The following is a 26491-nucleotide window of genomic DNA, read 5'->3' on the forward strand; positions in this document are numbered from 1 at the left end:
TGCGGTCGGCCCCCGCCCACTCTCACCCCATCCCCCCCCCGACCGCGCGTTCGACGATCTCAGGATCAGGATCAGGATCAGGGTCTCGGTCTCAGGGTTTGCGGCTCGCCAGCCACGCGTCCTCCGACGCGTAGTCGAAGAGGTCCGCGGACATCTCCGGGAAGGCCCCGCGCCAGTCCCGCCCCTCCAGCCGCTGCGTGAGCCAACGGACGGTCTCTTCGAGGGAGTCGGCGTACGTGGTCACCGGGCGGTAGCCCAACTCCCGCTCCGCGGCCGACATGTCGTACACCACCGGGTGCGGCGTGGACCAGGGCGTGACGCCGACGTTCGGGGCGGGAGCCTCACCCGGTACAGTCACCGTCTCGACCTCCACCCCCATCACGGAGTCGATCGCCGCACCGATCTCCGCCACTGTGGGAGCGTCCGGATCGCCCGCGTTGAGCACCCGGGAGCCGGGGCGGGCGCCGGCGAGCCGTACGAGTTCCGCGATGTTGTGGACGCTCACCGGGTGGAAGCGGCTGAGGCCCCCGTGCGCGAGGACGCGGGTGCGCCGACCGTCCAGGTTCCGCTTCACGAAGTACAGTTCGCGCGGCCCGCGGCTGTGCGGTCCGTGGATCGCTCCGGCCCGCACCATCGTGACCGGCAGCCGCTCGCCGAGCGCCAGCAGCTCATGCTCCAGCGCGATCTTGCGGGTGCCGTACGTCGAGTCGCCGGGCGCCACCGTGCGGTGGGTCTCTGGGATCGGCAGGGGGTAGCGGGGGAAGCCGTCGGGCTGGTCCTGGGTGTCGAAGCTGCGGCCCCGCTCGTCCTCGTACACCGCCCCGCTGGAGATCACCACGGCCGACCCGATCCGGTCGGCGAGGGTGGCGTACTGCCGGGCGTGCGCGGTGGTGAAGGCCGCCACGTCGACCACCAGGTCCATGCCGTCGCCGAGTGCGTCGGCGAGCGCCGCGTCGTCCTCCCGGTCGAGGCGTACCACTCGTACGTCCTCGGCCCACCGTTCGTCGCGGCCCGCTCCCCGCGACGCCGCCGTCACCGCCCAGCCGTCCTCGGCGAGCGCCCGCACGGCCACCCGCCCGATCTGTCCTGTCGCACCGATCACCATCGCGTTCTTCATGATCGGACCGTACGGTCCCGCGGGCGGCCGCCGGAACGATATCTGCTCTCGGCAGAGGGATCCGTGCGGAGCGGGAGACGTGTCAGCTCAGCGGCATCCTCGGGAACTTGCGCTGCTCCCTGGTGCCCGCCGCGGCCCGCTCGGCCTCCTCCGCCTTCACGACCGCCGCGTACTTGTCGACGTACTCCTGGCCGGAGAGCCCGAGGATCGCGTACATGATCTCGTCGGTGACCGCACGCAGCACGGCCTTCTCGTTGTCCATGCCGACGTAACGGGAGAAGTCGAGGGGCTCGCCGAAGCGGATCGTCACCCGCTTCAGGTTCGGGAGCTTCTGGCCGGGCGGCTGCGCCTCGAACGTGCCGATCATGGCGCACGGGACCACCGGCACCTGCGCCTTGAGCGCCATCGCCGCGACGCCGACCTTCCCCTTGTACAGCCGTCCGTCGTGCGAGCGGGTGCCCTCCGGATAGATGCCGAGCAGCTCGCCCTTGCGCAGCACGCCGAGGCCCTCGCGGATCGCCGCCTGGCCCGCCTCCTTGCCGGACCGGTCCACCGGGATCTGCCCCGCGCTGTGGAAGAAGGCGGCGGTCAGCCGGCCCTTGATGCCGGGTCCCGTGAAGTATTCGGCCTTCGCGAGGAAGGTGATGCGGCGCTTGATGATCGCGGGCATCAGGAAGTGATCGGAGAACGACAGATGATTGCCCGCGACGATCGCCGCTCCGTTGTCGGGCACATGTTCCAACCCCTCGATCCTTGGCCGGAACATCAGCCGGAGCAGCGGGCCGAGGAGCACGTGCTTGAGCAGTAGGTAGAACATGACTGCAGCCTTCCCCCTGGTCCCGGTGCCGACGCACAGTAGCCAACCGACAGCGCGGACGCGAGAGCCCGTTCGGACCCTTGTGTGCGCCCGCGCGGGGGACCGGTCGGCGCGGTGGCTTGACCGGTGGCGCGTACGAGGGGTGCCCTGGCCTCTGCCCGGCGCCCCCGATGCACGCCACGGAACGTCACCGGCTCCCGGCAGTGCTATCGGCAACGGCGGAGCCACCGGCACCGGCTCGCCCGACGACACCCTCACCCCGGAGGTCCCCATGCGCTCCTTGCCCCTCGCGGCCGCCCTGATCGCCCTCGGCACGGCCGTCCCCGCCCAGGCGGCGGACGCGGCCCCGGCTCCGGCTCCGCAGCGCGGTCTCCTCCTCACCGTCTCGGGCGCCCAGAACACCTGGATCCGCGGCGTGCTGCTGCGGTGCGCGCCCGAGCCCTCCGGGCACCACCCGCGGGCGGCCGAAGCCTGTGCGGCGATCACTCGGGCGCGGGGTGACTTCGACGCGCTGCCGCGGGACCCGCACGCGTGCACGAAGGAGTTCGAGCCAGTCACCGCGACCGCCACCGGCACGTACGAGGGCCGGGCGGTCGGCTGGCACAAGACGTACCCCAACGTCTGCGCCATGGACGCGGAGACCGGTCACGTGTTCCGCTTCTGAGCGGAGCGACGCCCCGGGAGGGCGTTTGCGGCGGGCCTCAGGGGGTGCCTCGTGACAGGACCATGGCCAGGGTGAGCAGACCTACCACCACCCAGCCGAACCACAGCCAGCCGTTGCTTCCGAGCGTCACTGTGTAGGCCGTCACCATGACAAGGCCTCCGATGGTGAACCCGCCCATGGTCTTCGTGGAACTGGGCATCGCACAGCCTCCTCCCGGCAGCCTGCGGCGACGTCGCGCCGAGACCGCGGTCCAAAGGCCATCGTGACCCGGAAAGGCCCTCCGGCGCTAGCGTCCGCGAGCGGCCAGTGAGGCCAGATAGGCGTTGTACTCCTCGAGCTCCTTGTCGCCGTCCCGGTCCGCGGCACGGTCCTTGCGCCGTGCCTCACGGTCCTCGGAGCGCCGCCACTGGAAGAGCAGGGCCACCAGAACCACCACGGACGGGATCTCGCTGAAGGCCCACGCGATGCCGCCGGCCGCCTCCTGGTCGGAGAGCGCGTCGATGCCCAGTGAGGCGGGCGGGTGCATGTAGGTGCCGATCATCGGCTGGGTCGCCATCATCAGCGCGATGCCGAAGAACGCGTGGAACGGCATGCCCGCGAAGAGCTCAAGCATCCGGAAGATGTAGCCGGGCCGGTGCGGCCCCGGGTCGACGCCCATGATCGGCCAGAAGAAGACCAGGCCGACGGCGAGGAAGTGCACCATCATCCCGATGTGGCCCGCCTTGGAGCCCATCAAGGTGTCGAAGAGCGGCGTGAAGTAGAGCGCGTACAGGCTCGCGATGAACAGCGGGATCGTGAACGCGGGGTGCGTGATGATCTTGACGTACCGGCTCTGCAGCAGCGCGAGCAGCCACTCGCGCGGGCCCTTGTGGCCGCGCGCCGCCACCGGCAGCGCCCGCAGCGCCAGCGTGATCGGCGCGCCGAGCAGCAGCAGGATCGGCGACAGCATGCTGATCACCATGTGCTGGGACATGTGCACGCTGAACATGACCATGCCGTAGTCGTTGAGCTTGGTGCACATGACGAGCAGCACGGTGAGAATGCCGATCACGAACGAGATCGTGCGGCCCACCGGCCACTTGTCACCGCGTCGCACGAGCCGCGCGACGCCCCACCCGTACAGGGCGAGGGCCACCAGGCAGCCGATGAGGAAGAAGGGGTCGGCGGAGAGTTCCAGGCCTCGACCCAGCGTGAACGGCGGCAGATCCATGTTCATGCCGTGCCCGCTGTGATCCATCCAGTGGCTCCTGATTCGTGCGGATTGTGCGACGTGTGTCGGCACCAGAGTAGAACTGCCCCCGGCCGCTGACACGACCGGGGGCAAGTAGTGCGATGGGGGCAACCGCACAGGGCACTACAGCTAGAGCACGCACTCCGCCTCGGCGTAGCGCTCCTCGGGCACGGTCTTCAGCGTCTCGACCGCCTCGGCCAGCGGCACCATCGTGATGTCCGTGCCGCGCAGGGCCGTCATCCTGCCGAACTCGCCGCGGTGCACGGCCTCGACCGCGTGCCAGCCGAAGCGGGTCGCGAGGACGCGGTCGTACGCGGTCGGGGTGCCGCCGCGCTGGACGTGGCCGAGGATGACCGGCCGGGCCTCCTTGCCGAGGCGGGCCTCCAGTTCGAGGGAGAGCTGCCGGGCGATGCCCGCGAACCGCTCGTGGCCGTAGATGTCCTTGGCGCCCACGTCGAACTCCATGGAGCCCTCACGGGGCTTGGCGCCTTCGGCGGCCACGACGATCGCGAACTTCTTGCCCGCGGAGAAGCGTTCGCCGACCTTCTTCGCCAGTTCCTCGATGTCGAAGGGGCGCTCCGGGACGACGATGGCGTGCGCGCCGGCGGCCATGCCCGAGTGCAGGGCGATCCAGCCGGTGTGCCGGCCCATGACCTCCACGATCAGGACGCGCTGGTGCGATTCCGCGGTCGTCTTGAGGCGGTCCAGGGCCTCGGTGGCGACGCCGACGGCCGTGTCGAAGCCGAAGGTGACGTCGGTGACCGCGATGTCGTTGTCGATGGTCTTGGGCACCCCGACGATGGGCAGACCCGCGTCGGACAGCAGCCGGGCCGCCTTGAGGGTGCCTTCACCGCCGATCGGGATGATCGCGTCGAGGCCGAGTTCGGCGACGTGTCCCTTGGCGCGCTCCACGCCGTCCCGCAGGTGCGCGGGCTGTACGCGCGAGGAGCCGAGAATCGTTCCGCCGCGGGCGAGGATGCCGCCCACCGCGTCGAGGTCGAGCTTGCGGTAGTCGCATTCCAGGAGGCCTTTCCAGCCGTCGAGGAAGCCGATGACCTCGTCACCGTGGTCCGCCACCGCGCGGTGCACGACGGAACGGATGACGGCGTTCAGGCCGGGGCAGTCGCCGCCGGAGGTCAGGACACCAATGCGCATGGCCCGGAATACCTTTGCAACGTGGGTCGATGACCGGACCACGTCGTCCGGCTGGATCCCCGCCACCCTATAGGCGGCGGGGGGCCGGGCCGCATCAGGCGTCCGAGGGCTGGACTGCCCCGCTCACATGTGCGGGCGGGGCGTCAGGCGGGCTCCGTGCCGGGGTGCTACGCGGGCTCCTTGGCGGCGGCGATGCGCTCGGCGCGCAGCGCCTCGTACCACCGGTCGTCCGTGGGCGGCAGCGCGTTCACGTCGAGGGCCAGCTTCAGGAGCAGGTCCGCGATCAGCGGGTTGCGGGCGAGGACGGGGCCGTGCATGTAGGTACCGAAGACGGTGCCGTTGTACGCGCCCTCGGTGCCGTCGCCCGTGCCGTTGCCGCGGCCGAGCGTGACGCGCGCCAACGGCCGCGCGGACGGGCCGATGTGCGTGATGCCCTGGTGGTTCTCGAAACCGGTCAGCGGGGGCAGGCCCAGCTGCGGGTCGATGTCGCCCAGGACGTCGCCGACGCACCGGTCGCCCTCGCCGCGGGTGGAGACCACGTCGAGCAGGCCGAGGCCGGGCTCGCGCTGGCCGAGGTCGTTGATGAATTCGTTGCCGAGGATCTGGTAGCCGGCGCAGACCGAGAAGACGATCGCGCCGTTGCCCACGGCCCGCTGCAGGCCGCCGTCGCGGCGCAGCCGCTCGGCCGCGAGGCGCTGCGGGCGGTCCTCGCCGCCGCCGATCAGGTAAATGTCGCCGGAGGTGGGCACCGGCTGGTCGCTGCGCACGTCGTAGCGCTCGACCTGGAGGCCGCGCTGGTGGGCGCGGCGCTCCACGACCAGGGCGTTGCCCTGGTCTCCGTACGTGCTCAGCAGGTCGGGGTAGACCCACACCAGCCGCAGGCTGTTGTCGCTCATGCTCATGTCCTTATCCGGGCGGGTCAGTTGCCGACGCGGCGGCGCAGGTCCTGGAACGCGGTGTAGTTCGCGATGGTCTCGATGCGTCCGGGCGGGGCGAGCTGCACCGCTTCGTCGAGGCTCTCGCAGACCCGGAAGTCCAGGTTCGCGACCTCCAGGCGCACGGCGAGGTCCAGCTTGCGGTCGCCGAGTACGAAGATCGGGTGACCGGCGAGGCGGGTGTAGTCGACGTCCCACAGCCAGGAGGTGTCCGTGCCGTCCGCGCCGCGGGCGTTCACGGAGAGGATGACCGGGGTCGGCGGCGGGTCGATCAGCGAGAACGTCTCGAGCCAGCCCGCGGGGTTCTTCGCGAGCAGCAGGCGCAGATCGCGGCCCTGGAACTGCACCACGTCGTAGCGTCCGGCGACGGCCTGCACCTGGTACATGCGTTCCAGGGCGACCTGCGGGGGCACTCCGAAGACGGCGGCGACGGCGGCCGACGACGCGGCGTTGGCCTTGTTCGCGCGGCCGGGCAGCTGGAGGTGGATCGGCCAGGCCGAGCCGTGCGGGTCGAGGACGTGGTCGCCGGAGAGCACCCAGCTGGGCGCCGGACGGCGGAAGCCGCACTCGCCGCAGAACCAGTCGTCCCCGGGGCGCTGCATGACGCCACCGCAGGAGGGGCACGACCAGGCGTCGTCCTTCCACTCCTGGCCCGCGGCCACCCACACCACGTTCGGCGAGGAGGAGGCCGCCCAGACGACCAGCGGGTCGTCGGCGTTGGCGATGACCACGGCCTTGGAACCGGCCAGGCCCTCGCGCCAGTGCTCGGCGAGCATGCGGGTCTCCGCGGCGCGGTCCAGCTGGTCGCGCGAGAGGTTGAGCAGCGCGATCGCCTTCGGGTCGACGTCACGGGCGACGCCCGCGAGGTACTTCTCGTCAACCTCGATCACCCCGAACCGCGCGTCGGAGCCGCCCGCGAGGGCGGAGGTGATTCCGGCGGGCATGTTCGCGCCCAGCGCGTTCGAGACGACCGGGCCGCTGGCCCGGAGCGCCTCGGCGATCAGACGCGTGGTGGTCGTCTTGCCGTTGGTGGCCGACACGAGGACGACGTCCAGGTGCGTGGCGAGCCGTCCGAGCAGCTCGGGGTCGAGCTTGAGCGCGACCTTGCCGCCGATCACCGATCCGCTGCCGCGGCCCGCCGCGCGCGACACCGCCGCGGCCGCCTTGCCCGCCGTCACGGCCAGCTTGGCCCGCGGCGACAGCGGGTCCGTGTTGCCTGACATCTGTCGAGATCCTCCTTGCGTACGGCGCCGCGCCTGCCCCCGGCATCGATTCGTTGCTCAGCCTATCGAGATCCACTGGCAAGCCCGAATCACGGCACCACCTCGGCACCTCGGCGGTGCCGCTCCGTCCCCTGGACCGTACTCTTGCCGCCATGCGACACGGCACGATCCCGGGCGCCTCGGGGCGCGTAAGACCTCTGACCCTGCTCGGTGACCCCGTGCTGCACGCGGCGTGCGAGGAGGTCACCGACTTCGGCCCCGAACTCGCGCGCCTCGTCGAGGACATGTTCGCGACGATGTACGCGGCACGGGGCGTGGGACTCGCCGCGAACCAGATCGGCGTGGGCCTGCGGCTGTTCGTGTACGACTGCCCGGACGACGACGACGTCCGCCACCTCGGACATGTGGTCAATCCGACGCTCGTCGAAGCCGATGGAGTGACCGTGCGGGGCCCGGAGGGCTGTCTGTCGCTGCCCGGTCTGGAGGCGGGCACGCCGCGCTTCGACCACGCCGTGGTCGAAGGCGTCGACCTGCGCGGGGAGCCGGTCCGGGTGCACGGGACGGGCTGGTTCGCCCGCTGCCTGCAGCATGAGTACGACCACGTGGAAGGCGGCGTCTACACCGACCGCGTGACGGGCTGGCGGCGCCGCAGGGTGCTGCGGGCCGCCGCCAAGGCCCCCTGGAACGTCTGAGGTCAGAACCCGGGGCCGCCGACGCGATTGCCCGCCGCGGCGAGGCGTCCCCACAGCAGGTCGGCGAGGCTGCGCACCAACTGCGCGCGCGGGCACGGCCGTTCGCCGAGCCACCAGTCCCCGGCCGCGTGCATCATGCCGACGATGCCGTGTCCCCACACGCGGGCGAGCTGTGCGCTCTCCGGGCCGAGGTCGACGCGTTCCTCGATGACCTCGGCGAGCTCCTCGCCGAGGCGCCGGAGCAAGGGAGCGGAGTGCAGGCCGACGTCGAAGCCCTGCTCGCCCGGGGAGGGGGCCTCCGACGGATGCATCAGGAAGCGGTAGACCTGGGGGCGTGCCTCGATCGCCGCGAGGTAGGTGTCGAGGGTGGCCTCGACGCGCTCCCTGCGTTCGGCGGGGGCGTCGAGCGCGGCGCGCAGCGCTTCGAGGAGCGCGTCGGTGTGCCGCTTGGCGAGCGCGGCGTACAGCCCGCCCTTGTCGCCGAAGTGGCGGTAGAGGATCGGCTTGGTGATGCCCGCCTCGGCGGCGATGGCGTTCATCGACGCGCCGGGGCCGTCGCGGAGCACGACCCGGTCCGCGGCCTCGAGCAACTCGCGCCGTCGGTGCTCCGCGGACCGTTGCTGATCGGTCCGCTGCGTGGTCTCCATCGTTTCTCCCCGCCCGTGCTGTATCGGTGACGCACGCGCAACGTAACACCCGCCAGCCGACGCGTATCGAACGGGCTGCCGGGAGTTGACATGGACTACTGGCCGGTAACAGACTGCGGTTACCGCAAGTAACGCCGCAGTTGATCGCAGGTCCTGGAGGGGTCATGGCCGAGTTCACCATGGAGCTCAACGACGAACAGAAGGAGGTCCGGGACTGGCTCCACGGGTTCGCCGCCGATGTGATCCGCCCCGCGGCCGCCGAGTGGGACGAGCGCGAAGAGACCCCGTGGCCCATCATCCAGGAAGCGGCGAAGCTCGGGATCTACTCGCTGGATTTCTATGCCCAGCAGTTCTTCGACCCCTCGGGCCTCGGCATCCCGATGGCGACCGAGGAGATCTTCTGGGGTGACGCCGGCATCGGCCTGTCCATCATGGGGACGGGCCTGGCCGCCGTCGGTGTGCTCGCCAACGGCACCGAGGAGCAGATCGGGACCTGGATCCCGCAGATGTACGGCGACGTGAACGACGTGAAGGTCGCCGCCTTCTGCTCCTCCGAGCCCGACGCCGGATCCGATGTGGCGGCCATGCGGACCCGCGCCGTCTACGACGAGGCCAAGGACGAGTGGGTCCTCAACGGCACGAAGACCTGGGCGACCAACGGCGGCATAGCCAACGTCCACGTCGTCGTGGCGGTCGTGGACCCGGAGCTCGGCTCCAAGGGGCACGCCTCCTTCATCGTCCCGCCGGCCACCCCCGGCCTGTCCCAGGGGCAGAAGTTCAAGAAGCACGGCATCCGCGCCTCGCACACCGCCGAGGTCGTCCTTGAGGATGTCCGCGTCCCCGGGCACTGCCTGCTCGGCGGCAAGGAGAAGCTGGACGAGCGCATGGCCCGTGCGCGGGAGCGCGCCAAGTCGGGCGGCGAGCGGGTGAAGAACGCCGCGATGGCCACGTTCGAGGCGTCCCGCCCGGCGGTCGGCGCCATGGCCGTGGGCACGGCGCGTGCCGCGTACGAAGAGGCGCTGGAGTACGCCAAGACGCGTACCCAGTTCGGCCGTCCGATCATCGACAACCAGGGCGTCGCCTTCCAGCTCGCCGACATGCGCACCCAGATCGACGCCGCCCGCCTCCTGGTGTGGCGCGCCTCCTGGATGGCCACCACCGGCAAGAAGTTCGAGTCGGCCGAGGGCTCCATGTCGAAGCTGTACGCGAGCGAGGTCGCCAAGAAGGTCACCGCGCAGGCCGTGCAGATCCTCGGCGGCAACGGCTTCACCCGCGAGTACCCGGTGGAGCGCATGCACCGCGATGCCGCGATCTACACGATCTTCGAGGGTACGAGCGAGATCCAGCGTCTCGTCATCGCGCGGACGCTGTCGGGGATGCCGATCCGCTGACGTATCCGCATCCGCATCCGCATGCGCGAAACATCATGCGTGAAACGTCGTGCGTGAAATATCCGCTCCCGCCCCTGTGGCGAGGGCGGGTTTTCGCGTTCCGGGGGAGCGGATAGGCAGGTAAATTTGCAAGCCTGCCTGTCTAACTCGTACTGTGGTGGCATGAGTGGACACCGTGACGACCCCACGCCGCAGGACATCGCCGCCGATCTCACAAACGTCGTCGGACGCCTGGTGCGGAGGCTGCGCGGGGCCTCGCCCGGAAGTGGCCTCAGCCCCTCGCAGCGTTCCGTGCTCTCCCGGCTCGACCGCGAGGGCCCGGCGACCACCGCGGGCCTCGCGCGGGCGGAGCTCGTGCGGCCCCAGTCGATGCGGATGACCGTGGGCGCGCTGGAGTCCATGGAGCTGATCGGGCGGACCCCCGACCCGAACGACGGGCGGCAGTCCGTGCTCTCCCTGACCGACAAGGGTCGCAGCACCCTCGCCGACGGGCGGGCCGCCAAGCAGGGCTGGCTGTCGGAGGCCGTCGCCGAGGAACTCGACCCGGCCGAGCGCCGTCGGCTCGCCGACGCGGTCGAGCTGCTGGAGCGATTGGTGCAGAAGTGAGGGCGGCGAGGGCCAGGTGGGCCGGGTGGAGGAAGCCGGCGGGGGATGAGCGGCCCGGTTTTGGAGCGCGGCTCACCGCGCCCCTGCTCCTCGGCTCCCTGCTCAACCCGCTCAACACCACGATGATCTCCACCGGCCTTGTGGCGATCGGATACGACTTCGGCGTCGGCGCCGCCGGCACCGCCTGGCTCGTCTCCGTGCTCTACCTCGCGAGCGCCGTCGCCCAGCCCGTCCTCGGCCGCCTCGCCGACGGCGTCGGACCGCGCCGCGTCTTCCTCGGCGGGCTCCTGGTCGTCGTCGCGTCAGGTCTCGTCGGAGCGCTCGCCCCCGGCTTCGGCTGGCTCCTCGTCTCCCGGCTGCTGCTCGGCATCGGCACGTCCGCCGCGTACCCGGCGGCGATGGCCGTCCTGCGCGCCGAGTCCGCGAGGCTCGGCCGGCCCACCCCGCGCCCCGTCCTCGGGCGCCTCTCCTTCGCGGCGCTCGGCAGCGCGGCGGTGGGGCCGACGCTCGGCGGACTCCTCACCGCGACCGCGGGCTGGCGCGGCATCTTCGCCGTCAACGTGCCGGTCGCGCTCCTCGCGTACGGCAGCGCCCTGCGCTGGATCCCCAAGGACGCACCCGGCAAGGAACGGGCGGGCCGGGGGAGCGCTGCCGGTGTCGGCAGGGAACGGGCCGAGGGCGGTGGCCGGGCCGGCGCGCTCGATCCACTCGGGATACTGCTCTTCACCGGCGCGCTCAGCTGCCTCCTCGTCTTCCTGCTCGACCTGCGCCACCCGATGTGGTGGCTGCTCGCCCCCGCCCTCCTGCTCGCCGCCGTGCTCACCCGGTGGCAGCTGCGCCACCCGAGCCCCTTCATCGACCTGCGCATGCTGGGCGCCAACCACGCGCTCGCCCGCACCTACCTGCGGCACGGACTGAGCTACCTCGTCGTGTACTGCGTGATGTACGGCTTCACACAGTGGCTGGAAGAAGAGCGCGGCTACTCGTCGCTGCACACCGGACTCGTCATGCTGCCGATGTCCCTCGCCGCGCTGGCCTGTTCGCTGATCGGCGCGCGCACGAAGGGCATCCGCGCACCGCTCACCGTCGCCGCGGTGCTCCTGGCCGTCGGCAGTGCGCTGCTGCTCGGCACGACGGGTGCCACGCCGCTGGTCGTGCTGCTCCTGGCCGGTGCCTGTTTCGGCATCCCGCAGGGGCTCATGGGCACCGGCAACCAGGCGGCCGTGCAGCAGTACGCGCCCGCCGACGCCATCGGGGCGGCGGCGGGCCTCCAGCGCACCGCCCAGTACCTCGGCGCCATCACGGCCTCCGGACTGATCGGCCTCGCCTACGGGCAGCGGGCCGACGACAGAGGGCTCCACCTCATGGCCGCGGTCGGCGGCGCCCTGGCGCTGGCCCTCATCGTCATGACCGTCACGGACCGCGCACTGCGGACTCGCATCACAAGGACAGCCGACGCAGGCACAGACACCGCGGGCACTACAGCCAACACAGGCACAGACACCACGGGCAGTACAGCCCACACAGGCGCAGAAAGGCACAACTCCCATGACCGCCACCGTTCTTGACCCCACCACCGCCCTCGTCCTCGTCGACCTCCAGAAGGGCATCACCGCCCTGCCCACTGCCCATCCCTCGCAGGAGATCGTCGAACGGGCCGCCGGCCTCGCCGACGCCTTCCGTGAGCGCGGCCTGCCCGTGGTCCTGGTACGGGTGACCGGAGGCGCCCCGGGCCGTACCGAGGCCCCCACGCGCGGCGGCGAGGTGCCCGCGGACTGGGCGGACCTCGTGCCCGGACTGCGGCAGGCCGACGACGACATCGTCGTCACCAAGCAGCAGTGGGGCGCCTTCTACGGCACCGATCTCGACCTGCAACTGCGCCGCAGGGGCGTCACCCAGGTCGTGGTCGCAGGCATCGCGACGAGCATCGGGGTGGAGTCGACCGCGCGCGCGGCGCACGAGCACGGCTACCACGTCACCGTCGCCGTGGACGCCGTGACCGACATGGACGCCGACGCCCACCGCAACAGCGTGGAGAAGGTCTTCCCGAGGCTCGGCGAGACGGACACGGCGGAGGCCATCGCCAAGCTGCTCGGCTGAGCGGTCGCTCCCGGCGGTCGGCGCGGTCCCGCCTTAGGGCCGGTACACGTACGGCGTGGTCGTGCAGAGCGTGGCGAAGCCGAGCCGGTCCAGGATCGGACGGCTGTCGTCCGAGGCGTCGACCTGCAGATAGCGATAGCCGCGGGCGACGGCGAGCCGGGCGCGGTGGGCCACCATCGCCCGGTAGATCCCCTTGCCGCGCCACTGCGGATCGGTGCCGCCGCCCCAGAGACCGGCGAAGTCGGTGCCCGGGCGGAACTCCATCCGTGCGCCGCACACCGGCCGGTCCCCGGCCATGGCGACGACCGCGACGATCTCGTCCGGCGTCTGGGTGAGCCGGTCGAGCACACGCCGGGCGAGGTGTTCGCTGAGCGCCGCGTCGTCCGCTCCGAAGGCGGCCAGGTGTGCCTCGGCCATGAGCCGCACGCCCGCCGCGTCGGTCACCGGGAGCAGCCGGATGCCGTCGGGCAGACCGGGGTCGTCGAGCAGGGTGTCGGCCTCGGCGACCATGACGGTCTCCAGCGGCTCGGCCTCGAACCCGGCGGCGAGGAGCCGCTCGGCGAGGTCAGCGGGCCGGTCGTAGGAGTGCAGCTTCCACTCGAACTCCCGCCCCGCGTCGGTGTAGTGGCGCACCTGCGCCGCGATCACGGGGTCGGCCGTCGTCACGTCGATGTCCGCCCACAGGACGCCGTTCCAGTCGTGGGCCGAGCCGGTCACCCGTACGACACCGCCGGTCCGCTCGACCCGCGTGCCCGCGCCCTCGCTCCCCGCGTCGTGGCGCAACTGCCGGTCGTACGCGGCCAGTACCGCTTCATGATTCATGCGGTCACCTCAGCAGGGCGGCGGGCGGGCGGCAACGGGATTTCGGCGGAGCGGGGCAGGCGGGCCCCCGGCGCAGGCTCTGGGCCCTAGGTGTATTGGTCCGCAGGGTTGTTGACGCGGGTGAAGGGTGGCTGGCCTGCGAGTGCGGTGTGGCAGCGGACCGCTACGTACCTCGTCGTAGCACGGCTTCGTCCGTGGGGTCCGGCCAAGTAGGCGGGCCCGGTCTTCCCATGGCGGGTGTCGATGCCGCGCCACAGCTTCAAGCGGTTGATGCGGCGTTCGACGGTGTTGCGCTGCTCGTAGTCTGAAGGCAACGACTTAGCCCCCGTCCGGCGCGCGGGGCCCCGGGTGAGGGGGTCCCGCGCTCACGGAGTCGGCGGGCTGCCGGTCAGAGGGTCTCGACCCACAGGTTCTCGGCCCAGCCGCCCGAGCCGCAGTCCCAGATGGACGCCTGCTCGGTGGTGCCGTTGCGGTGCCCCTTGGTTCCGTAGAACGGTGCGCTGCCCTGGAGCGCGGCGCAGACACCGCGGACCCGGAACTCCCCGCTGCCGGACTGGCAGAGGCCGACGGCCCGGTGTCCGTTGTCCGCGGTCCAGGCTCGGCAGTTTTCCGCTGCCTGGGCCTGGGGTGCCAGGGTGACGGTAGTTCCCAGCATCGTGGCCAACACGAGTCCTGACGTGCCGAGCCACTTCTTCGCCTTGTTCATGGGCCCCTCCAGATCGGTGGACTTCGAACTGGTCGTGGTCCGACGGGAGGTCGGACCACCGCGCAAAGCTAGCAATCGGTGGTGCAGGCCTGGCATCCGTTCGCGATGCTTGCGGAGATCCACACAACCGGAGTCCGGAGGTCGGGCCGCGGGGCGTGGGAAGCCAGGTGGCCCGGACGGCCGTCGGCCCTGGCGGATGGCAGCCCGCGAGGAGCAGCGCATGTACCCCTTCACCGCAGGCCGACGACGTACGAGAAAGCTCCCACGGTCAGACACCGCGGGCGGCCTTCACGGCTGGGGCGCAGGTCCCGGTGGCCGGTGACCTGGCATGACGTTCTCCTGGCATCCATGGGTTGCGGGCTCGGCTGCTACGGCGCCTTCGCCGCGCTGCTGAGCGGTGATCTCCCGCTCGACTGCCGCATCCTCGGCTTCCAGGGACTGTTCACCGTCGGAATACTGTCCCTGCTGTTCCTGGTGCACTGCATTCAGGAGTTGACCAGGAGGTCCGACCTCTGAAGACGCGGCCGACACCCCCGGTGAGAACGAGGACCGCCCGTCAGGACGGGAAGGAACGGCCTAGCCCTGGCTCTGCCAGTGGCAGCGCAGCGCCGCCGTGGCGAATCCGGGGCCGAAGGCGATGACGGCGCCGTCATCGCCTTCGGCCGGCGGATCGGTGTGGGTGCGCTCCAGGACGCGCAGGATGCTCACGCCGCCGAGGTTTCCCTCGTGACGGAGGGTGTCGAGGGAGTGCCGTGCGGCGTGGTCGTCCAGGCGCAGGGCGGCCACGGTGTCGGCGATGATGCGGGTGCTGCCGGGGTGGAGGACGGCGAAGTCGAGGCGGCGCGGTCCGAGCCACTCCTGCAGGCGGGGCATCACGTCGGTGACCGCGGCAAGGACCTGCTTCGTGGAGTCGAAGTGGATGCCGTCGGCGGCCATCCGGCCGCGCTGCCGTTCGAGACTGTCCGGCAGCACGTATTCGAAGGTGTCGTCGATGGCGAGTCCGGGTCCCAGCGGGGTGTCCGTGACGACGGTCGCGGCGGCCCCGTCGCCGAACAGCGCCTTGTAGATCATCGACTCGATGCCGGTGTCGCTGTGGTGATAGATGCTGGAGAGGACCTCGGCGGCCACCACGAGGACCTTGCTGTCCGGCCGTGCCGCGATGAGGTCGGCGGCCCGGACGAGGGCCTGCGTGCCGCCCGGGCACGCCACCGAGGTGAGCGCGACGCGGCACAGGTCGGGGCGGAGGCCGAGGCGCGAGACGAGGTGGATGTCCAGATTGGGGACGGCCCAGCTCGTGGTGTGCGTGGTGACGACCGCGTCGATGTCCGGTGCGGTGAGCCCGGCGGCGTCCAGGGCCAGGGTCGCGGCGCGCTCGGCCATGGTGAGCGCGTCGTCGAAGGCGGTGCGGACACGCTCTTCGACGTCGGCCGTGCCGGCCACGGTGGGGGAGTCGAGGGGGCGCGTGAAGTAGCGGTTCTGCACCCCGCAGTTGCCGATGACGCGGAGCAGCGCGCGCAGGCGCGGGTGATCGGCGTGGTGCGCGCTCACGTCGTCGGCTATCTCGGCCGTGGTGACCTTGTGGTCACCGAGGACGGTGTGGGGGCTGAGTACGTGAGCAGTCATGGGGCGACTCCCCAGGAACGCAGAAGGGCGGGGTGTGGCCAAAGTACTTCACTGGGGCGGGAGTGCCCTGTTGAGAACCGACCTCTTGAGCGCCGTACCGTCGAATGTTCGTACGAGTGGACCGCGGTGACGTGCGGTGATGTGCGAAGGCGCGCGCAGATGAGGGCGAGGCCCGTCCTTGGTCCGGGGTGTCACCCGGAGCGCGGACCGCGGGTCGAACCGGTTCTCACTCGGAGCGGAGGCTGGGCGCGGGCGACTGGGTCCGCACCTCGCCGGGGTGGAACACGAGGATCATCAGCCGGGAGCCGGGCGCCGTCAGAGGCTGTGCCGCGCACATGGTGACCCAGCCGGGCCCCTCCAGAGCGTGCCGCAGGGGGCGCTCGTCGCCGTCGGGGTGGGGGAGCGAGGTGCCCGCGGTGTAGAGGTCGGCGGTCTGCGGGTCGGCGAGGATCTCCTTCTCGATCTGCCGCAGGATGTCGTCGTCCGGCCGGGTGGCGAGCGCCGCGCGCAGCTGCGGCAGCACCATCGGCGCCCAGGCGTGGTGCCAGTTCATCAGGGCGTCGCGGCCGTGCGGGTCGAGGAGCATCCAGCGCAGGGTGTTGCCGGGGACCCTGCCGCCCGGGAACATGCCCGCGAACGCGGCGTTGTAGGCGAGCATTTCCCAGGAGGCGTCGGTCACGTACGCCATGTGTCCTATCCCGTCGACGGCCTCCTGCCAGACTCCGGGCACCTCCTTGCCGGAGGACAGGTGGAGAGGGCCGGGCGGGTCCTGCAGCAGCGCGTAACGGCAGAGGGACACCCATTCCTGTTCGTTGAGCCCGAACAGGCGGGCGACGTCGCGGAGGAGTGAGGTCGGCGGGTTGGGGTAATTGCCGGATTCGAGACGGTGGTACGTGCCGAACGTGCGGTGCAGCAACTGATCGACCTGGTGCTGGGACAGGCCGGGTGCCCGCCGGCCCTGGCCTGTCGGGCGGGCGAAGCCGTGTGCCTCCGGGGCTATGAGGGCGCGTCGTTCGCGGAGCAGAGCGCGGAGCGCCGTCTTGTTCATGGTGGGTAATCCCTCTTGGTGCACGCCGAGTTGGAGCGTGATCAGTCTAAATATTCACATCGGCTTTGGGAGTAAACATTGCCCGAAGAAAACGATCAGTCGCTCAGGCATGATGGAGCGTGCGGGGTCACCGACCTGCAGGTTTGATCGTCGGGCGGCACCCGTGCACAACAGCGGGGCATCTTGTCCGGGGCGTTTGAGAATGGCTGAAATTCCCCGGCATTGGGTACCCCCTAGGCCTATCGGGCCGCTGTGGGAAGCGTGTGGGACAACTGTTCGTATTCCGGTCTGCGTGGTCGGAATCAGAGCAGTGCGGGACCGCACAGCTCTTCTTCCCGCGCCGGTTTCATAGGGCCACCGGCTGCGGTCGGTGCCGTCACTCGCCATTACGTAGCGGCCACGGTACCGACCGCCCGTGGTTGTTCCGGGCGTTCACGTGGCCGTGATCTGCTCCTCCGCCCGCGCCAGGATCTCCGTGACCCGCAGGCCGAACCGCACGTCGCACGGATGTGCCCGGCCGCTGTCCGCGCGCACGGCGAGTTCGTCGACGGCCGTCCGGAACGCGTCGCCCGACTCCTCCCACGTCGGCAGCACGACCGTCCCGCTCGCACCGCGCAACTCCACGGTCAGCCCCGCGCACTTGGCCGGCGCCGTGAGGCTCAGCGTCGCCGTGCTGGACGCCCCGCCGGTGTGCCGCAGGATCAGGTGGACCGTGTCACCGGGGCCGGACGCCGCGGTCACAGCGGTCACGTCGCCAAGGACGGGGATCAGCATCGACAGGGCGTGCGGGCCGACGTCCCACAGTCCTCCCCGGCTCGCCCGCCACGGGGAGGCGAACTCCGCACCGCCGTCCGGGGCGTAGAACGAGCCGTACCAGTCGGCGCGGCCGGTGAACCAGCCGCCCGTGGTGGCCTGTTCCGTCACCCAGGCCGCGCTGACGGCGGCGTAGCGCAGCGTGAAGAAGACGACGGACGCCACCCCGGCACGCTCGACCGCCGCCACCAGATCGCGTGCCCCACGCGTCGTCGTGGCCACCGGTTTGTCGAGCAGCAGATGGCAGCCGGCCGCCGCGGCGCGCGCGGCGAGCGGCGCCTGCACATCGGGCGGAACCGCGAACGCCACGGCGTCACTCGCGGCGAACAGCTGGTCCACGTCCGGGTACGCCGTCGTGCCGTGCGCGGCGGCGAGCGAGGCAGCCGCCTCGGGGCGGCGGCCCCAGACCCCGCTGAGGTCGACGCCGGGGTGCCGGGCCAGCGCGGGGGCGTGCGTGGCGGTGGCCCAGGGGCCCGTGCCCACCAGGCCGATGCGGAGTCGGTTCATGGGCGGCAGTATGACCGACACCGCCCGGCGCGGACCTGCCCGGCGGTAACCACCTTGTCCGGCAGGGCGGTTGACGGGCACCATCCAGGCGGGCGGCGGGCGGCGGGCCGCACACGCGCCGGACGTATTCCGAATTCCTCGGGATGAATGCCCATTCACCCACGACGGTGAATTCGAATTCACCTCAGGCGGGCGGGGGACACGTCATGGGGAACGTTCCGGTACCGGGTGACGCGAGGGGCCCGCGCGCCCGTCTCGCCGTGGCCATGGCGGGATCGAACGGGCCCACGGCGAGCGCGGCACCTCGGGCCGAACTCGCCGTGGGCATGCTGCTCGGACTCAGCGTGGTGTACGGCATCGCCCGCGGCCCGCACGTGCGGGGTGCCGAGATCGGCGAGATCACCGGCCGGTACGCACCGGCGGTGCAGGCTTTCCTGACACCTCCGTAGACCGTGCCGCCGGTGCGGCGGCCCGGCGGGACCGGGCGCCGCGCCGCACGACCACCACGGCCGCGAGGCCGACGGCGAGTCCGGTCGCCGTCTGCGGGCCGAACGGCTCACCGAACATCAGGGCACCCCACAGGGCCGTCACCGGCGCCATGAGGAACATCAGCGTATTGACCTGGGTCACTCCGGAGCGGCGCAGGATCAGCCAGTACAGGCCGTAGCCCCCGAACGTGGAGAGCGCCACCAGCCAGCCGATCGCCGCCCAGAAGGACGTCTCGGCGGGGGGCGTCGCGGCGCCGGACGCCAGCGCGAGCCCCGTGAAGACGACGGCACTCGTGACGCAGTGGACCGTCAGGGACACGGAAGGGGCGACCGCGCGGGTCGCGCACCGGTCCAGGAACGTCGCGGCGACCAGCGAGAACATGCCGAGGAACGGCACCGCGTAGGCCCACCACGGGGCGTCGCCGCCGCCCGAGAAGTCGGCCGCGGTGACGATGACGACTCCGGTCACACCGAGGCCGAGGCCGACCCACTGGGTGCGGGAGACGTAGTGGCCGAGCAGCGGCCCGGCGAGGGCGCCCGCCACCAGGGGCTGGGTGCCGTCGATCAGGGCGGTGGTACCGCTGGAGACGCCGAGTTGGATGGCGTAGTACACGGTGAGCAGGTAGCCGCTCTGCGACAGCGCTCCCACGGCCGCCTGCCGGCCCACGTCGCGCGCTGTCAGGCCCCGCCAGGAGGCCCGGGCCCAGAGCAGTGCGACGAGCCCGAGGGCGACGGCCAGCGGCAGGAAGCGCCACATCAGCACGGTCACCGCGGACGCGCTGCCCGCGCCCAGTTTGGCCCCGATGAACCCGGAGCTCCAGGTCAGCACGAAGGCGGTCGAGAGCAGGACGTTCATGGATTCCTCCCGTCGTGCGAGCCGCGCCCGAGAGGCGGGCGAGTAAACCGATCTGTCTACCTGGCGACCGAGTATACAGATCGGTTTACTATGGGGTTATGACTGAAGTGACCGAGAACGGGCGCGGGACGGATGGCGCTCTCGCGGCGCCGCGGCGCATCACCATGACTCCGGGGGCGCGGCGCGCCCTCGACGCGGCTGGGCGGCTCTTCTACGAGCGGGGCATCCATGCCGTCGGCGTGGATCTGATCGCCGCCGAGGCCGGGGTGACGAAGAAGACCCTCTATGACCGGTTCGGCTCCAAGGAGCAGATCGTCGTCGAGTACCTCGCCGACCGGGACGAGCGCTGGCGGGCCTTCCTCGCCCCGTATGTGGAGGCCGCCGCCACGCCGTACGCCCAGATCCTGGCGGTCTTCGACGCCGCTCGGGACTGGGCGGAGGGGCGGCTCGCCAAGGGGTGCGGGATGGTCAACGCGCACGCCGAGATCAGCGACCCCGCCCACCCCGCGTACGCGGTCATCACCGGCCAGAAGGCCTGGATGCTCGCACTCTTCACCGGCCTCGCCGAGAAGGTCGCCCCGAGCGGGGCGACCCGGCTGGGCCGGACGCTGATGCTGCTGCACGAAGGTGGCCTGGTGGCGCACGGCCTGCATATTTTCCCCGGCGCCCTCGATCAGGCGCGGGCGGACGCGGAGGCGCTGCTGCGCGGTGCCGAGGAGTGGGCGCCAGGGGATCGTTGACAAGTTTTTGCCCGTGGCCGGAATGCTTCGTTCCGTGAGGCGTGCCGCCCCGGCGTCAGTCGACCGGACCGGACTGGACGCCGTCACGGCACGTCTGCCGGTCTTGGTAAAGAGCGGCTGAAACCGCTGGGGTGGACGTAAGGGCTGCGTCGCGGAGGGCGTTGACCGTACGCGGTCGCGGGAGCACGCTGCACAGGTAGGTGCTAGATACATCTAGTGCGCCGAGCGGAAGGAAAACGCATGTGCGGCATCACCGGCTGGGTCTCCTTCGACCGTGATCTGACGGCCGAGTCCACCACCCTGGACGCCATGACGGAGACGATGTCCTGCCGCGGCCCCGACGACCGCGGCACCTGGACCGGCGGCCCCGCCGCCCTCGGGCACCGCCGGCTGGCCATCATCGACCTGCCCGGCGGGCGCCAGCCCATGACGGTCGAGACGCCGACCGGTACCGTCGCCCTGGTCTACTCCGGAGAGACGTACAACTACACCGAGCTCCGCAGCGAACTGACCGCCCGCGGCCACCGGTTCACCACCGAGTCGGACACCGAAGTCGTGCTGCGTGGCTACCTCGAATGGGGCGAGGCCCTCGCCGAGCGGCTCAACGGCATGTACGCCTTCGCGATCTGGGACGCCCGCGACGACAAGCTCGTCATGATCCGCGACCGTATGGGCATCAAGCCCTTCTACTGCTACGAGACCTCCGACGGCGTCCTGTTCGGCTCCGAGCCCAAGGCGATCCTCGCCAACCCGCTGGCCCGCCGTCGGGTCACCCTGGACGGGCTGCGGGAGCTGTTCGCCACCGTCAAGACGCCAGGCCACGCCGTGTGGGACGGCATGCGCGAGGTCGAGCCCGGCACCGTCGTGACGGTCGACCGCTCGGGCCTGCGCCGGCAGGTCTACTGGACCCTGCGGACGCGGCCGCACACCGACGACCGCGACACGTCCGTGGCGAAGGTGCGGGAGCTCCTGGAGGACATCGTGCGCCGCCAGCTCGTCTCGGACGTGCCGCGCTGCACGCTGCTCTCCGGCGGCCTCGACTCCTCGGCGATGACGGCGCTGGCGGCGCGGCAGCTGGCGGAGGCGGGCGAGACGGTACGCAGCTTCGCCGTCGACTTCGTCGGCCAGGCGGACAACTTCGTCGCCGACGAACTGCGCGGCACGCCCGACACCCCGTACGTGCACGACGTGGCGAAGGCGGCGGGCACCGAGCACCGCGACATCGTCCTGGACTCGTACGCCCTCGCCGACCCCGACGTGCGCGCCAAGATGATCCGCGCCCGGGACATCCCCATGGGGTTCGGCGACATGGACGCCTCCCTCTACCTGCTGTTCCGCGCCATCCGCGAGCACTCCACGGTCGCGCTCTCCGGTGAGTCGGCGGACGAGGTCTTCGGCGGCTATCTCCAGTTCTTCGACGAGGCGGCGCGTTCGGCCGACACCTTTCCCTGGCTGGTGAAGTTCGCCGACCACTTCGGCGACGACTCCGGGGTCCTGCGCCCCGAGGTGAAGGAGGCGCTCGACCTGCCCCGCTATGTCGAGGACAGCTACGCGCGGGCCGTCGCCGACATCCAGCGCCTGGACGGCGAGAGCGAGTTCGAGTTCCGGATGCGGACGATCTGCTATCTGCACCTGACCCGGTTCGTCCGCATCCTGCTCGACCGCAAGGACCGGGCGAGCATGGCCGTCGGCCTCGAGGTGCGGGTGCCCTTCTGCGATCACCGTCTCGTGGAGTACGTGTACAACGCCCCCTGGTCGCTGAAGTCCTTCGACGGCAGGGAGAAGAGCCTGCTGCGCGAGGCGACGGCCGATGTGCTGCCTCAGTCGGTCTATGACCGGGTGAAGAGCCCGTACCCCTCGACGCAGGACCCGCAGTACGCGGTCGCTCTCCAGAAGCACGTCAAGGACCTGCTCGCCCGGCCCGGCCACCCGGTCTTCGCGCTGGTGGACCGGGAGCGGGCGGAGCGGGCCGCCGAGCGCGAGGCGCCGCAGATCACCCAGGCCTCCCGGCGCGACCTGGAGCGGACGCTCGACCTGGCGCTCTGGCTCGACCTGTACGAGCCGGAGATCGTTCTCACCTGAGCCTTCCGGGGGTCCCTCACCGTCCGTCGTCCGGCTCCGCGGAGGCGGCGATGGTGTCGAGGAACCGCTGGAGCGCGGGGGTCCCGCTCGGGCCGAGGCCGCGCTTGACCGGCGGCACGGCCGCTCCGCGCCGGGTGTCGGACGACTGGCACGGGCCGGGCCGTTCCTCGGTCCGGACGGTCACGGCGCGGCGGATGAACTCGGCTACCGGCATCCCGAGCTGATCCGCGTGACGCAGAATCGCGGCGTACTCGTCAGGCGTGAACAAGACCTGCACAGGCTTGGCACCGTCCATGGACGCATGATGCCGCCCGGGCGTGTGTGACGCGGTGCGGTTGGCATATTCGCCCTCGAAGGCGTGAAAACAGGGGAAGAGGCCCTCATGAATGGAGTGTGGCCCCGACCGGACGGGGGAATCTCGGTCGGGACCACAACATGTTCAATAGTAAACCATGGGAAGGGGTGCCCAGGTGAGGGGGCCGCGAGTGTGAGCCGGGTAACGCCGGGCGGGCGGGATCAGGGGCGGAGCCGGGTGGCGGTGTCGAGGTAGAAGGCGTCGATGCTCTGGACGGCCTGCTCGAATTCCTCGAGGTTGACGGGCTTGGTCACGTACGCGTTGGCGTGACTGCTGTAGGCGCCCGTCACGTCGTCCGGGGCGGCGGACGTGGTGAGGACCACCACGGGAATGGCGCGCAGATCCTCATCGGACTTGAGGACCTTCAGCAGGTCGCGACCGTTCATGCGGGGCATGTTCAGGTCCAGGACGATGAGGTCGGGCCGCGGGGTGCCCGGATCCCGCAGGTGTTCCAGGGCGGCGACTCCGTCGGGGACCTGGACCAGGTTGCGGGCCCCACGCTCGCAGAGTGCCTCTTGGATCAGCATGGCATCGGCGATGTCGTCCTCGACGAGCAGAACGTCGAAGGGACGGCTGGGGGTGGTCATCATCGGATGCTCCGTTGGTCGTTCGTTGGAGTACTGGAAAAGCCCCGGCCAGCGGCGCCGGGCGCCCTGACGTGTCATGCCGCAGGCGGCACCGAGCTGCGGGTAGCCCGCGCCCGCGCGAGCCGCGGTCGCGGCCGCCTCGCGCTGGAGCCGCTCCGTGGCCCGGCGGGCCTGGTCCAACAGGTGGAGCAGCGCCAGAGCTTGCGCCGGGTCGTCCGGTGCCGGGTCCGGCGGGCCGTCAAGCAGATGGTGTACAAGTCGCCGCGCAACATCGTCGACCGCCGCCTCCACGATGGCGGCCGTTTCCCGCGCACCGGTCCTCAGCACGAAGTCGTTGCCTGGCATACCCCGCACCATAGGTCCCAAGTGCGGTCGCGACAACAACGGTTGTCGACCTCTAGAGTGTCCTGGCCGCGATCGAGAGCGGCCGGACCATGGAGGAGCCCACACGATGACCGGCGAGGAGAGACCGACGACTGCGCGCGGGCTTTCTGCGTGGACGACCCGGCGCTGGCTTCGCGTAGGCGTGGCAGCGTCGTTGGCGGTGCTGGCCCTGCTCGGGGCGGCCGGCGCCTGGGTCCTCGGCAGGAGCCAGACGATCAGCGACGACCTCGTGGACGTGCGGTCCCCCGCGGTGACCCGCTCGATCCGCCTGGAGTCGGCCCTGCTCAACCAGGAGACAGGGATCCGCGGCTACGGGCTCACCGGCGCCCCGGAGTTCATCACCCCCTACAAGCAGGGGCTCGCCCGGCAGCGTACGGAGAGCAGGCGCCTCTCCGCACTGATAGACGGCGACTCGGCCAGGATGGACGATCTTCGGGCCGTTCAGGCCGCCGCGGCGACGTGGCAGAGGAGGATCGCCCGCCCGATCGCCGCCGAGCCGCCCGGCGCCCCCTCCGACCTGGCCACCGAACGGGCGGCGGAGGGCAAGAAGGCCTTCGACGCCGTACGGGCGGCGCTGAGCAGCCAGCAGGAACATCTGCGCGCGGACCGCCAGCGGGCCAGGGACGACCTGATGGCCACACTGTCCCTGCGGAACTGGGTGTTCACCAGCATCGCGGTACTCATCCTCGTCCTAGCGGCCCTGGTCTTCGAAGGGCTGCGGCGAGGCATCAACCGGCCGCTTGAGCAACTCGGCACCGACGCCCGCCTCATCGCCGGCGGCGACTTCGAGCATCCCATCACCCCGACAGGACCCGCCGACCTGCGGCGGCTGAGCGGCGAGATCGACTTCATGCGCAGGCGGCTGGTGCGGGAGCTGGCCTTCGCGGAGGAGGCTCGCCTGCGCCTCGACGCGCAGACCGCGGACCTCCAGCGCTCCAACGCCGAGCTGGAGCAGTTCGCCTACGTGGCCTCGCACGACCTGCAGGAACCGCTGCGCAAGGTCTCCAGCTTCACCCAGCTCCTCCAGCGCCGGTACGGTGGACAGCTCGACGCACGGGCCGACCAGTACATCGACTTCGCCGTCGACGGCGCCAACCGCATGCAGATCCTCATCAACGACCTGCTCGACTTCTCCCGGGTCGGACGGATGCACAACGCCCACCAGAGGGTCGACCTGGAGAAGGTCCTCGAACAGACCCTGTCCGCACTGAGCGTCGGCATCGAGGAGTCCGGGGCGGAGATCACCCACGACCCGCTGCCCGCCCTGGTCGCAGACCCCACCCAGATGGGCATGCTCTGGCAGAACCTCATCGGCAACGCGGTCAAGTTCCGCCGCCCCGGCACCGCGCCGCGCATCCACGTCACGGCGGCCCGCGAAGGCGACCTGTGGGCCTTCACCGTCACCGACAACGGCATCGGCATCGAACCGGAGTACGCAGAGAAGGTCTTCGTGATCTTCCAGCGGCTGCACACCAAGGACGCCTACAGCGGCAGCGGGATCGGCCTCGCGATGTGCAAGAAGATCGTCGAGTTCCATGGCGGCACCATCTCCATCGACGCGGACCACCGCGGCGGGGCGCGCATCGTCTTCACGCTGGCACCCGAACCGGCGGAGGCCCCAGGCCTCTTCGATCTGCCGGAGGCCAGCCGCTCCGACCTGGAGCAGGCACGATGAGCGCAGCCGCCACGGCAGGTCCGCCCATGGCCGTCGAGGAGCCGTTGTTCCGCATCCTCCTCATCGAGGACGACGCGGGCGACGCCCTGCTGGTCGAGGAGCTCCTCCACGACACGGGGCTGCGCTTCGAGTTGACCACGCGCGCCACGCTGGCCGAGGCCCGCACCGCACTGGCCGCGGGGCCGGTCGACTGCATCCTCCTCGACCTGCACCTGCCGGACGTCTCGGGCATAGACGCGCTCGTCTCCGTCCGCGGCACGGCCCCCCGCACCGCGGTGATCGTCCTGACCGGGATGTCGGAGGCCCAGGCGGGCGCCGACGCGATGGCCGCCGGGGCCCAGGACTATCTCGTCAAGGGCAAGGTCGAGGCGGACCTGCTGCGCCGGACGGTGCGCTACGCCGTCTACCGGAGCAGGACCGAACGCGCCAACGCCGAGGCGCAGGCCGCCCAGTTCCGGGCCGAGGAGAACGCCCGCCTGGAACGCGGCCTCCTGCCCCAGCCGATGCTCGACACGTCCACGGTGCGAGTGACCACGCGCTATCTGCCCGGCGCCGCCATGACCCTGCTCGGCGGGGACTTCCTCGACGTGGTCGAGGGGGACGACGGGCTGCTCCACGCCGTCGTCGGCGACGTCAGCGGACACGGCCCCGACGCCGCCGCACTCGGGGTCTGCCTGCGCATCGCCTGGCGTTCCCTCATACTCGGCGGACACCGCGGCGACGATCTCCTGCACCTGATGGAACGCATCCTGATCGCCGAACGCGGCAGGCACCCTCTCTTCGCCACCTGCACCCTCCTCACCCTCGACCAGGACGCGGGCACGGTCACCCTGCACCTCGCAGGCCACCACGAACCCCTCCTCACCACGGCCGGGGGAACCGAGCAGCTGACCGTCGCGCACGGCATCGCCCTGGGCATCGCTCCCGGCCTGCGCGGCTGGCCCTCCACCGTCGTCTCCCTGCCGCCCGAAGGGGCGCTGACCGTCTACACGGACGGCCTCACCGAAGGGCACAACGGGACACAGGGCGATCGGCTCGGCGTCGAGAATCTGCTCGCCCTGATGGACAGCCTGCCGCCGACGGACCCGGCCACCCACCTCGACCTCCTCATCAAGGAGACGAACGCCCTGAACGCCGGACGGCACTCCGACGACCTGGCCGTGCTGCGCCTCGACTGGGGCGGCACGCACCGGTCTTGAAGGAGGCGGCGTCCTGAAAGGAGGCCGA

28 protein-coding genes and 1 pseudogene are annotated in these 26491 nt (G+C 71.0%); 12 read left to right on the forward strand and 17 right to left on the reverse strand.

All coding sequences use genetic code 11. From position 1 onward, the window contains the following. Positions 1 to 91: 91 nt before the first annotated feature. Positions 92 to 1105 (reverse strand): NAD-dependent epimerase/dehydratase family protein, encoded by a 1014-nt coding sequence (locus ACFVYL_RS29870; protein ID WP_389721546.1) that lies wholly within the window; start codon positions 1103 to 1105, stop codon positions 92 to 94. A gap of 94 nt (positions 1106 to 1199) precedes the next feature. After that, the gene (locus tag ACFVYL_RS29875; protein ID WP_389721382.1) at positions 1200 to 1934 is read right to left on the reverse strand and encodes a lysophospholipid acyltransferase family protein; all 735 of its coding nucleotides are present in this window, start codon (positions 1932 to 1934) and stop codon (positions 1200 to 1202) included. A 271-nt stretch (positions 1935 to 2205) separates the two neighbouring features. Between ACFVYL_RS29875 and ACFVYL_RS29880 the strand changes: the two genes are divergently transcribed. Next, a complete protein-coding gene (locus ACFVYL_RS29880) occupies positions 2206 to 2598 on the forward strand; it encodes an SSI family serine proteinase inhibitor (RefSeq protein ID WP_389721384.1) in 393 nt (130 codons plus the stop codon). Between the two features lie 37 nt (positions 2599 to 2635). Here ACFVYL_RS29880 and ACFVYL_RS29885 read toward each other — a convergent pair whose 3' ends face one another. From ACFVYL_RS29885 to ACFVYL_RS29905, 5 genes are all read right to left on the reverse strand, one after another. After that, entirely contained in the window at positions 2636 to 2797 is a 162-nt protein-coding gene (locus tag ACFVYL_RS29885; protein ID WP_389721386.1) for a hypothetical protein, read from the reverse strand. Positions 2798 to 2884: 87 nt separating this feature from the next. Next, positions 2885 to 3835: a cytochrome c oxidase assembly protein gene (locus ACFVYL_RS29890; RefSeq protein ID WP_389721388.1), complete on the reverse strand. Its 951-nt coding sequence runs from the start codon at positions 3833 to 3835 to the stop codon at positions 2885 to 2887. Between the two features lie 123 nt (positions 3836 to 3958). Continuing rightward, positions 3959 to 4984 carry a 6-phosphofructokinase gene (locus ACFVYL_RS29895; protein WP_389721390.1) on the reverse strand — a complete coding sequence of 342 codons (1026 nt, stop codon included), beginning with the start codon at positions 4982 to 4984 and terminating at the stop codon, positions 3959 to 3961. A gap of 167 nt (positions 4985 to 5151) precedes the next feature. After that, positions 5152 to 5880: a type 1 glutamine amidotransferase gene (locus ACFVYL_RS29900; protein ID WP_389721392.1), complete on the reverse strand. Its 729-nt coding sequence runs from the start codon at positions 5878 to 5880 to the stop codon at positions 5152 to 5154. A 23-nt stretch (positions 5881 to 5903) separates the two neighbouring features. Continuing rightward, entirely contained in the window at positions 5904 to 7142 is a 1239-nt protein-coding gene (locus ACFVYL_RS29905) for a MurT ligase domain-containing protein (RefSeq protein ID WP_384252701.1), read from the reverse strand. Between the two features lie 152 nt (positions 7143 to 7294). Here ACFVYL_RS29905 and def point away from each other — a divergent pair, with 152 nt between their 5' ends. Next, positions 7295 to 7834: a peptide deformylase gene (gene def, locus ACFVYL_RS29910; RefSeq protein ID WP_389721394.1), complete on the forward strand. Its 540-nt coding sequence runs from the start codon at positions 7295 to 7297 to the stop codon at positions 7832 to 7834. A gap of 2 nt (positions 7835 to 7836) precedes the next feature. Here def and ACFVYL_RS29915 read toward each other — a convergent pair whose 3' ends face one another. Continuing rightward, on the reverse strand, positions 7837 to 8481 hold the full coding sequence (locus ACFVYL_RS29915; RefSeq protein ID WP_150164114.1) for a TetR family transcriptional regulator: 645 nt from the start codon (positions 8479 to 8481) through the stop codon (positions 7837 to 7839). Between the two features lie 164 nt (positions 8482 to 8645). On the opposite strand from ACFVYL_RS29915, the gene ACFVYL_RS29920 reads away from it, so the two are divergent. The 4 genes from ACFVYL_RS29920 to ACFVYL_RS29935 all read left to right on the forward strand — a co-directional run bounded on the left by ACFVYL_RS29920 (position 8646) and on the right by ACFVYL_RS29935 (position 12578). After that, complete coding sequence (locus ACFVYL_RS29920; RefSeq protein WP_389721396.1) at positions 8646 to 9872, forward strand: acyl-CoA dehydrogenase family protein; 1227 nt, start codon at positions 8646 to 8648, stop codon at positions 9870 to 9872. A 162-nt stretch (positions 9873 to 10034) separates the two neighbouring features. Beyond that, complete coding sequence (locus tag ACFVYL_RS29925) at positions 10035 to 10478, forward strand: MarR family winged helix-turn-helix transcriptional regulator (protein WP_389721398.1); 444 nt, start codon at positions 10035 to 10037, stop codon at positions 10476 to 10478. A 122-nt stretch (positions 10479 to 10600) separates the two neighbouring features. Then, positions 10601 to 12046: an MFS transporter gene (locus ACFVYL_RS29930; protein WP_389721548.1), complete on the forward strand. Its 1446-nt coding sequence runs from the start codon at positions 10601 to 10603 to the stop codon at positions 12044 to 12046. Beyond that, entirely contained in the window at positions 12027 to 12578 is a 552-nt protein-coding gene (locus ACFVYL_RS29935) for an isochorismatase family protein (RefSeq protein ID WP_389721400.1), read from the forward strand. Before ACFVYL_RS29930 ends, ACFVYL_RS29935 begins: the two co-directional genes overlap by 20 nt. Positions 12579 to 12611: 33 nt before the next feature. On the opposite strand, the gene ACFVYL_RS29940 is transcribed toward ACFVYL_RS29935, so the two are convergent. The 3 genes and pseudogenes from ACFVYL_RS29940 to ACFVYL_RS29950 form a co-directional block, all read right to left on the reverse strand. Beyond that, positions 12612 to 13400, reverse strand: coding sequence for a GNAT family N-acetyltransferase (locus tag ACFVYL_RS29940; RefSeq protein WP_389721402.1), 789 nt, complete (start codon positions 13398 to 13400; stop codon positions 12612 to 12614). A gap of 185 nt (positions 13401 to 13585) precedes the next feature. Continuing rightward, a pseudogene (locus ACFVYL_RS29945) lies at positions 13586 to 13702 on the reverse strand (IS5/IS1182 family transposase); the annotation flags it as partial. Between the two features lie 86 nt (positions 13703 to 13788). Further along, complete coding sequence (locus tag ACFVYL_RS29950; RefSeq protein WP_389721404.1) at positions 13789 to 14106, reverse strand: hypothetical protein; 318 nt, start codon at positions 14104 to 14106, stop codon at positions 13789 to 13791. 318 nt (positions 14107 to 14424) lie between these two features. Between ACFVYL_RS29950 and ACFVYL_RS29955 the strand changes: the two genes are divergently transcribed. Further along, positions 14425 to 14622 carry a hypothetical protein gene (locus tag ACFVYL_RS29955; RefSeq protein ID WP_389721406.1) on the forward strand — a complete coding sequence of 66 codons (198 nt, stop codon included), beginning with the start codon at positions 14425 to 14427 and terminating at the stop codon, positions 14620 to 14622. A gap of 60 nt (positions 14623 to 14682) precedes the next feature. On the opposite strand, the gene ACFVYL_RS29960 is transcribed toward ACFVYL_RS29955, so the two are convergent. The 3 genes from ACFVYL_RS29960 to ACFVYL_RS29970 form a co-directional block, all read right to left on the reverse strand. Then, entirely contained in the window at positions 14683 to 15729 is a 1047-nt protein-coding gene (locus ACFVYL_RS29960; RefSeq protein ID WP_389721408.1) for a PhlD, read from the reverse strand. A 226-nt stretch (positions 15730 to 15955) separates the two neighbouring features. Further along, complete coding sequence (locus ACFVYL_RS29965; protein ID WP_389721410.1) at positions 15956 to 16777, reverse strand: helix-turn-helix domain-containing protein; 822 nt, start codon at positions 16775 to 16777, stop codon at positions 15956 to 15958. Between the two features lie 432 nt (positions 16778 to 17209). Further along, positions 17210 to 18097: a Gfo/Idh/MocA family protein gene (locus ACFVYL_RS29970; protein WP_389721412.1), complete on the reverse strand. Its 888-nt coding sequence runs from the start codon at positions 18095 to 18097 to the stop codon at positions 17210 to 17212. A 206-nt stretch (positions 18098 to 18303) separates the two neighbouring features. Here ACFVYL_RS29970 and ACFVYL_RS29975 point away from each other — a divergent pair, with 206 nt between their 5' ends. Then, positions 18304 to 18546 carry a hypothetical protein gene (locus tag ACFVYL_RS29975; protein WP_389721414.1) on the forward strand — a complete coding sequence of 81 codons (243 nt, stop codon included), beginning with the start codon at positions 18304 to 18306 and terminating at the stop codon, positions 18544 to 18546. On the opposite strand, the gene ACFVYL_RS29980 is transcribed toward ACFVYL_RS29975, so the two are convergent. Beyond that, positions 18497 to 19441: a DMT family transporter gene (locus ACFVYL_RS29980; RefSeq protein ID WP_389721416.1), complete on the reverse strand. Its 945-nt coding sequence runs from the start codon at positions 19439 to 19441 to the stop codon at positions 18497 to 18499. The two genes, ACFVYL_RS29975 and ACFVYL_RS29980, sit on opposite strands and share 50 nt — an antisense overlap. A gap of 164 nt (positions 19442 to 19605) precedes the next feature. On the opposite strand from ACFVYL_RS29980, the gene ACFVYL_RS29985 reads away from it, so the two are divergent. Both ACFVYL_RS29985 and asnB read left to right on the forward strand, forming a co-directional pair. Continuing rightward, complete coding sequence (locus tag ACFVYL_RS29985; RefSeq protein WP_389721550.1) at positions 19606 to 20181, forward strand: TetR/AcrR family transcriptional regulator; 576 nt, start codon at positions 19606 to 19608, stop codon at positions 20179 to 20181. A 240-nt stretch (positions 20182 to 20421) separates the two neighbouring features. Beyond that, positions 20422 to 22263 (forward strand): asparagine synthase (glutamine-hydrolyzing), encoded by a 1842-nt coding sequence (gene asnB / locus ACFVYL_RS29990; protein ID WP_389721418.1) that lies wholly within the window; start codon positions 20422 to 20424, stop codon positions 22261 to 22263. A 16-nt stretch (positions 22264 to 22279) separates the two neighbouring features. Here asnB and ACFVYL_RS29995 read toward each other — a convergent pair whose 3' ends face one another. Continuing rightward, positions 22280 to 22558, reverse strand: a complete 279-nt coding sequence (locus ACFVYL_RS29995; protein WP_389721420.1) for a plasmid mobilization protein — start codon at positions 22556 to 22558, stop codon at positions 22280 to 22282. A gap of 221 nt (positions 22559 to 22779) precedes the next feature. Next, positions 22780 to 23550 carry a response regulator gene (locus ACFVYL_RS30000; protein WP_389721422.1) on the reverse strand — a complete coding sequence of 257 codons (771 nt, stop codon included), beginning with the start codon at positions 23548 to 23550 and terminating at the stop codon, positions 22780 to 22782. 106 nt (positions 23551 to 23656) lie between these two features. Between ACFVYL_RS30000 and ACFVYL_RS30005 the strand changes: the two genes are divergently transcribed. Further along, positions 23657 to 25264, forward strand: a complete 1608-nt coding sequence (locus ACFVYL_RS30005; protein ID WP_389721424.1) for an ATP-binding protein — start codon at positions 23657 to 23659, stop codon at positions 25262 to 25264. Next, positions 25261 to 26463: a PP2C family protein-serine/threonine phosphatase gene (locus tag ACFVYL_RS30010; RefSeq protein ID WP_389721426.1), complete on the forward strand. Its 1203-nt coding sequence runs from the start codon at positions 25261 to 25263 to the stop codon at positions 26461 to 26463. Before ACFVYL_RS30005 ends, ACFVYL_RS30010 begins: the two co-directional genes overlap by 4 nt. Positions 26464 to 26491 lie beyond the last annotated feature (28 nt).

Origin of the sequence: Streptomyces sp. NPDC058308 (assembly GCF_042880275.1) — a bacterium.
Lineage (GTDB): Bacteria > Actinomycetota > Actinomycetes > Streptomycetales > Streptomycetaceae > Streptomyces.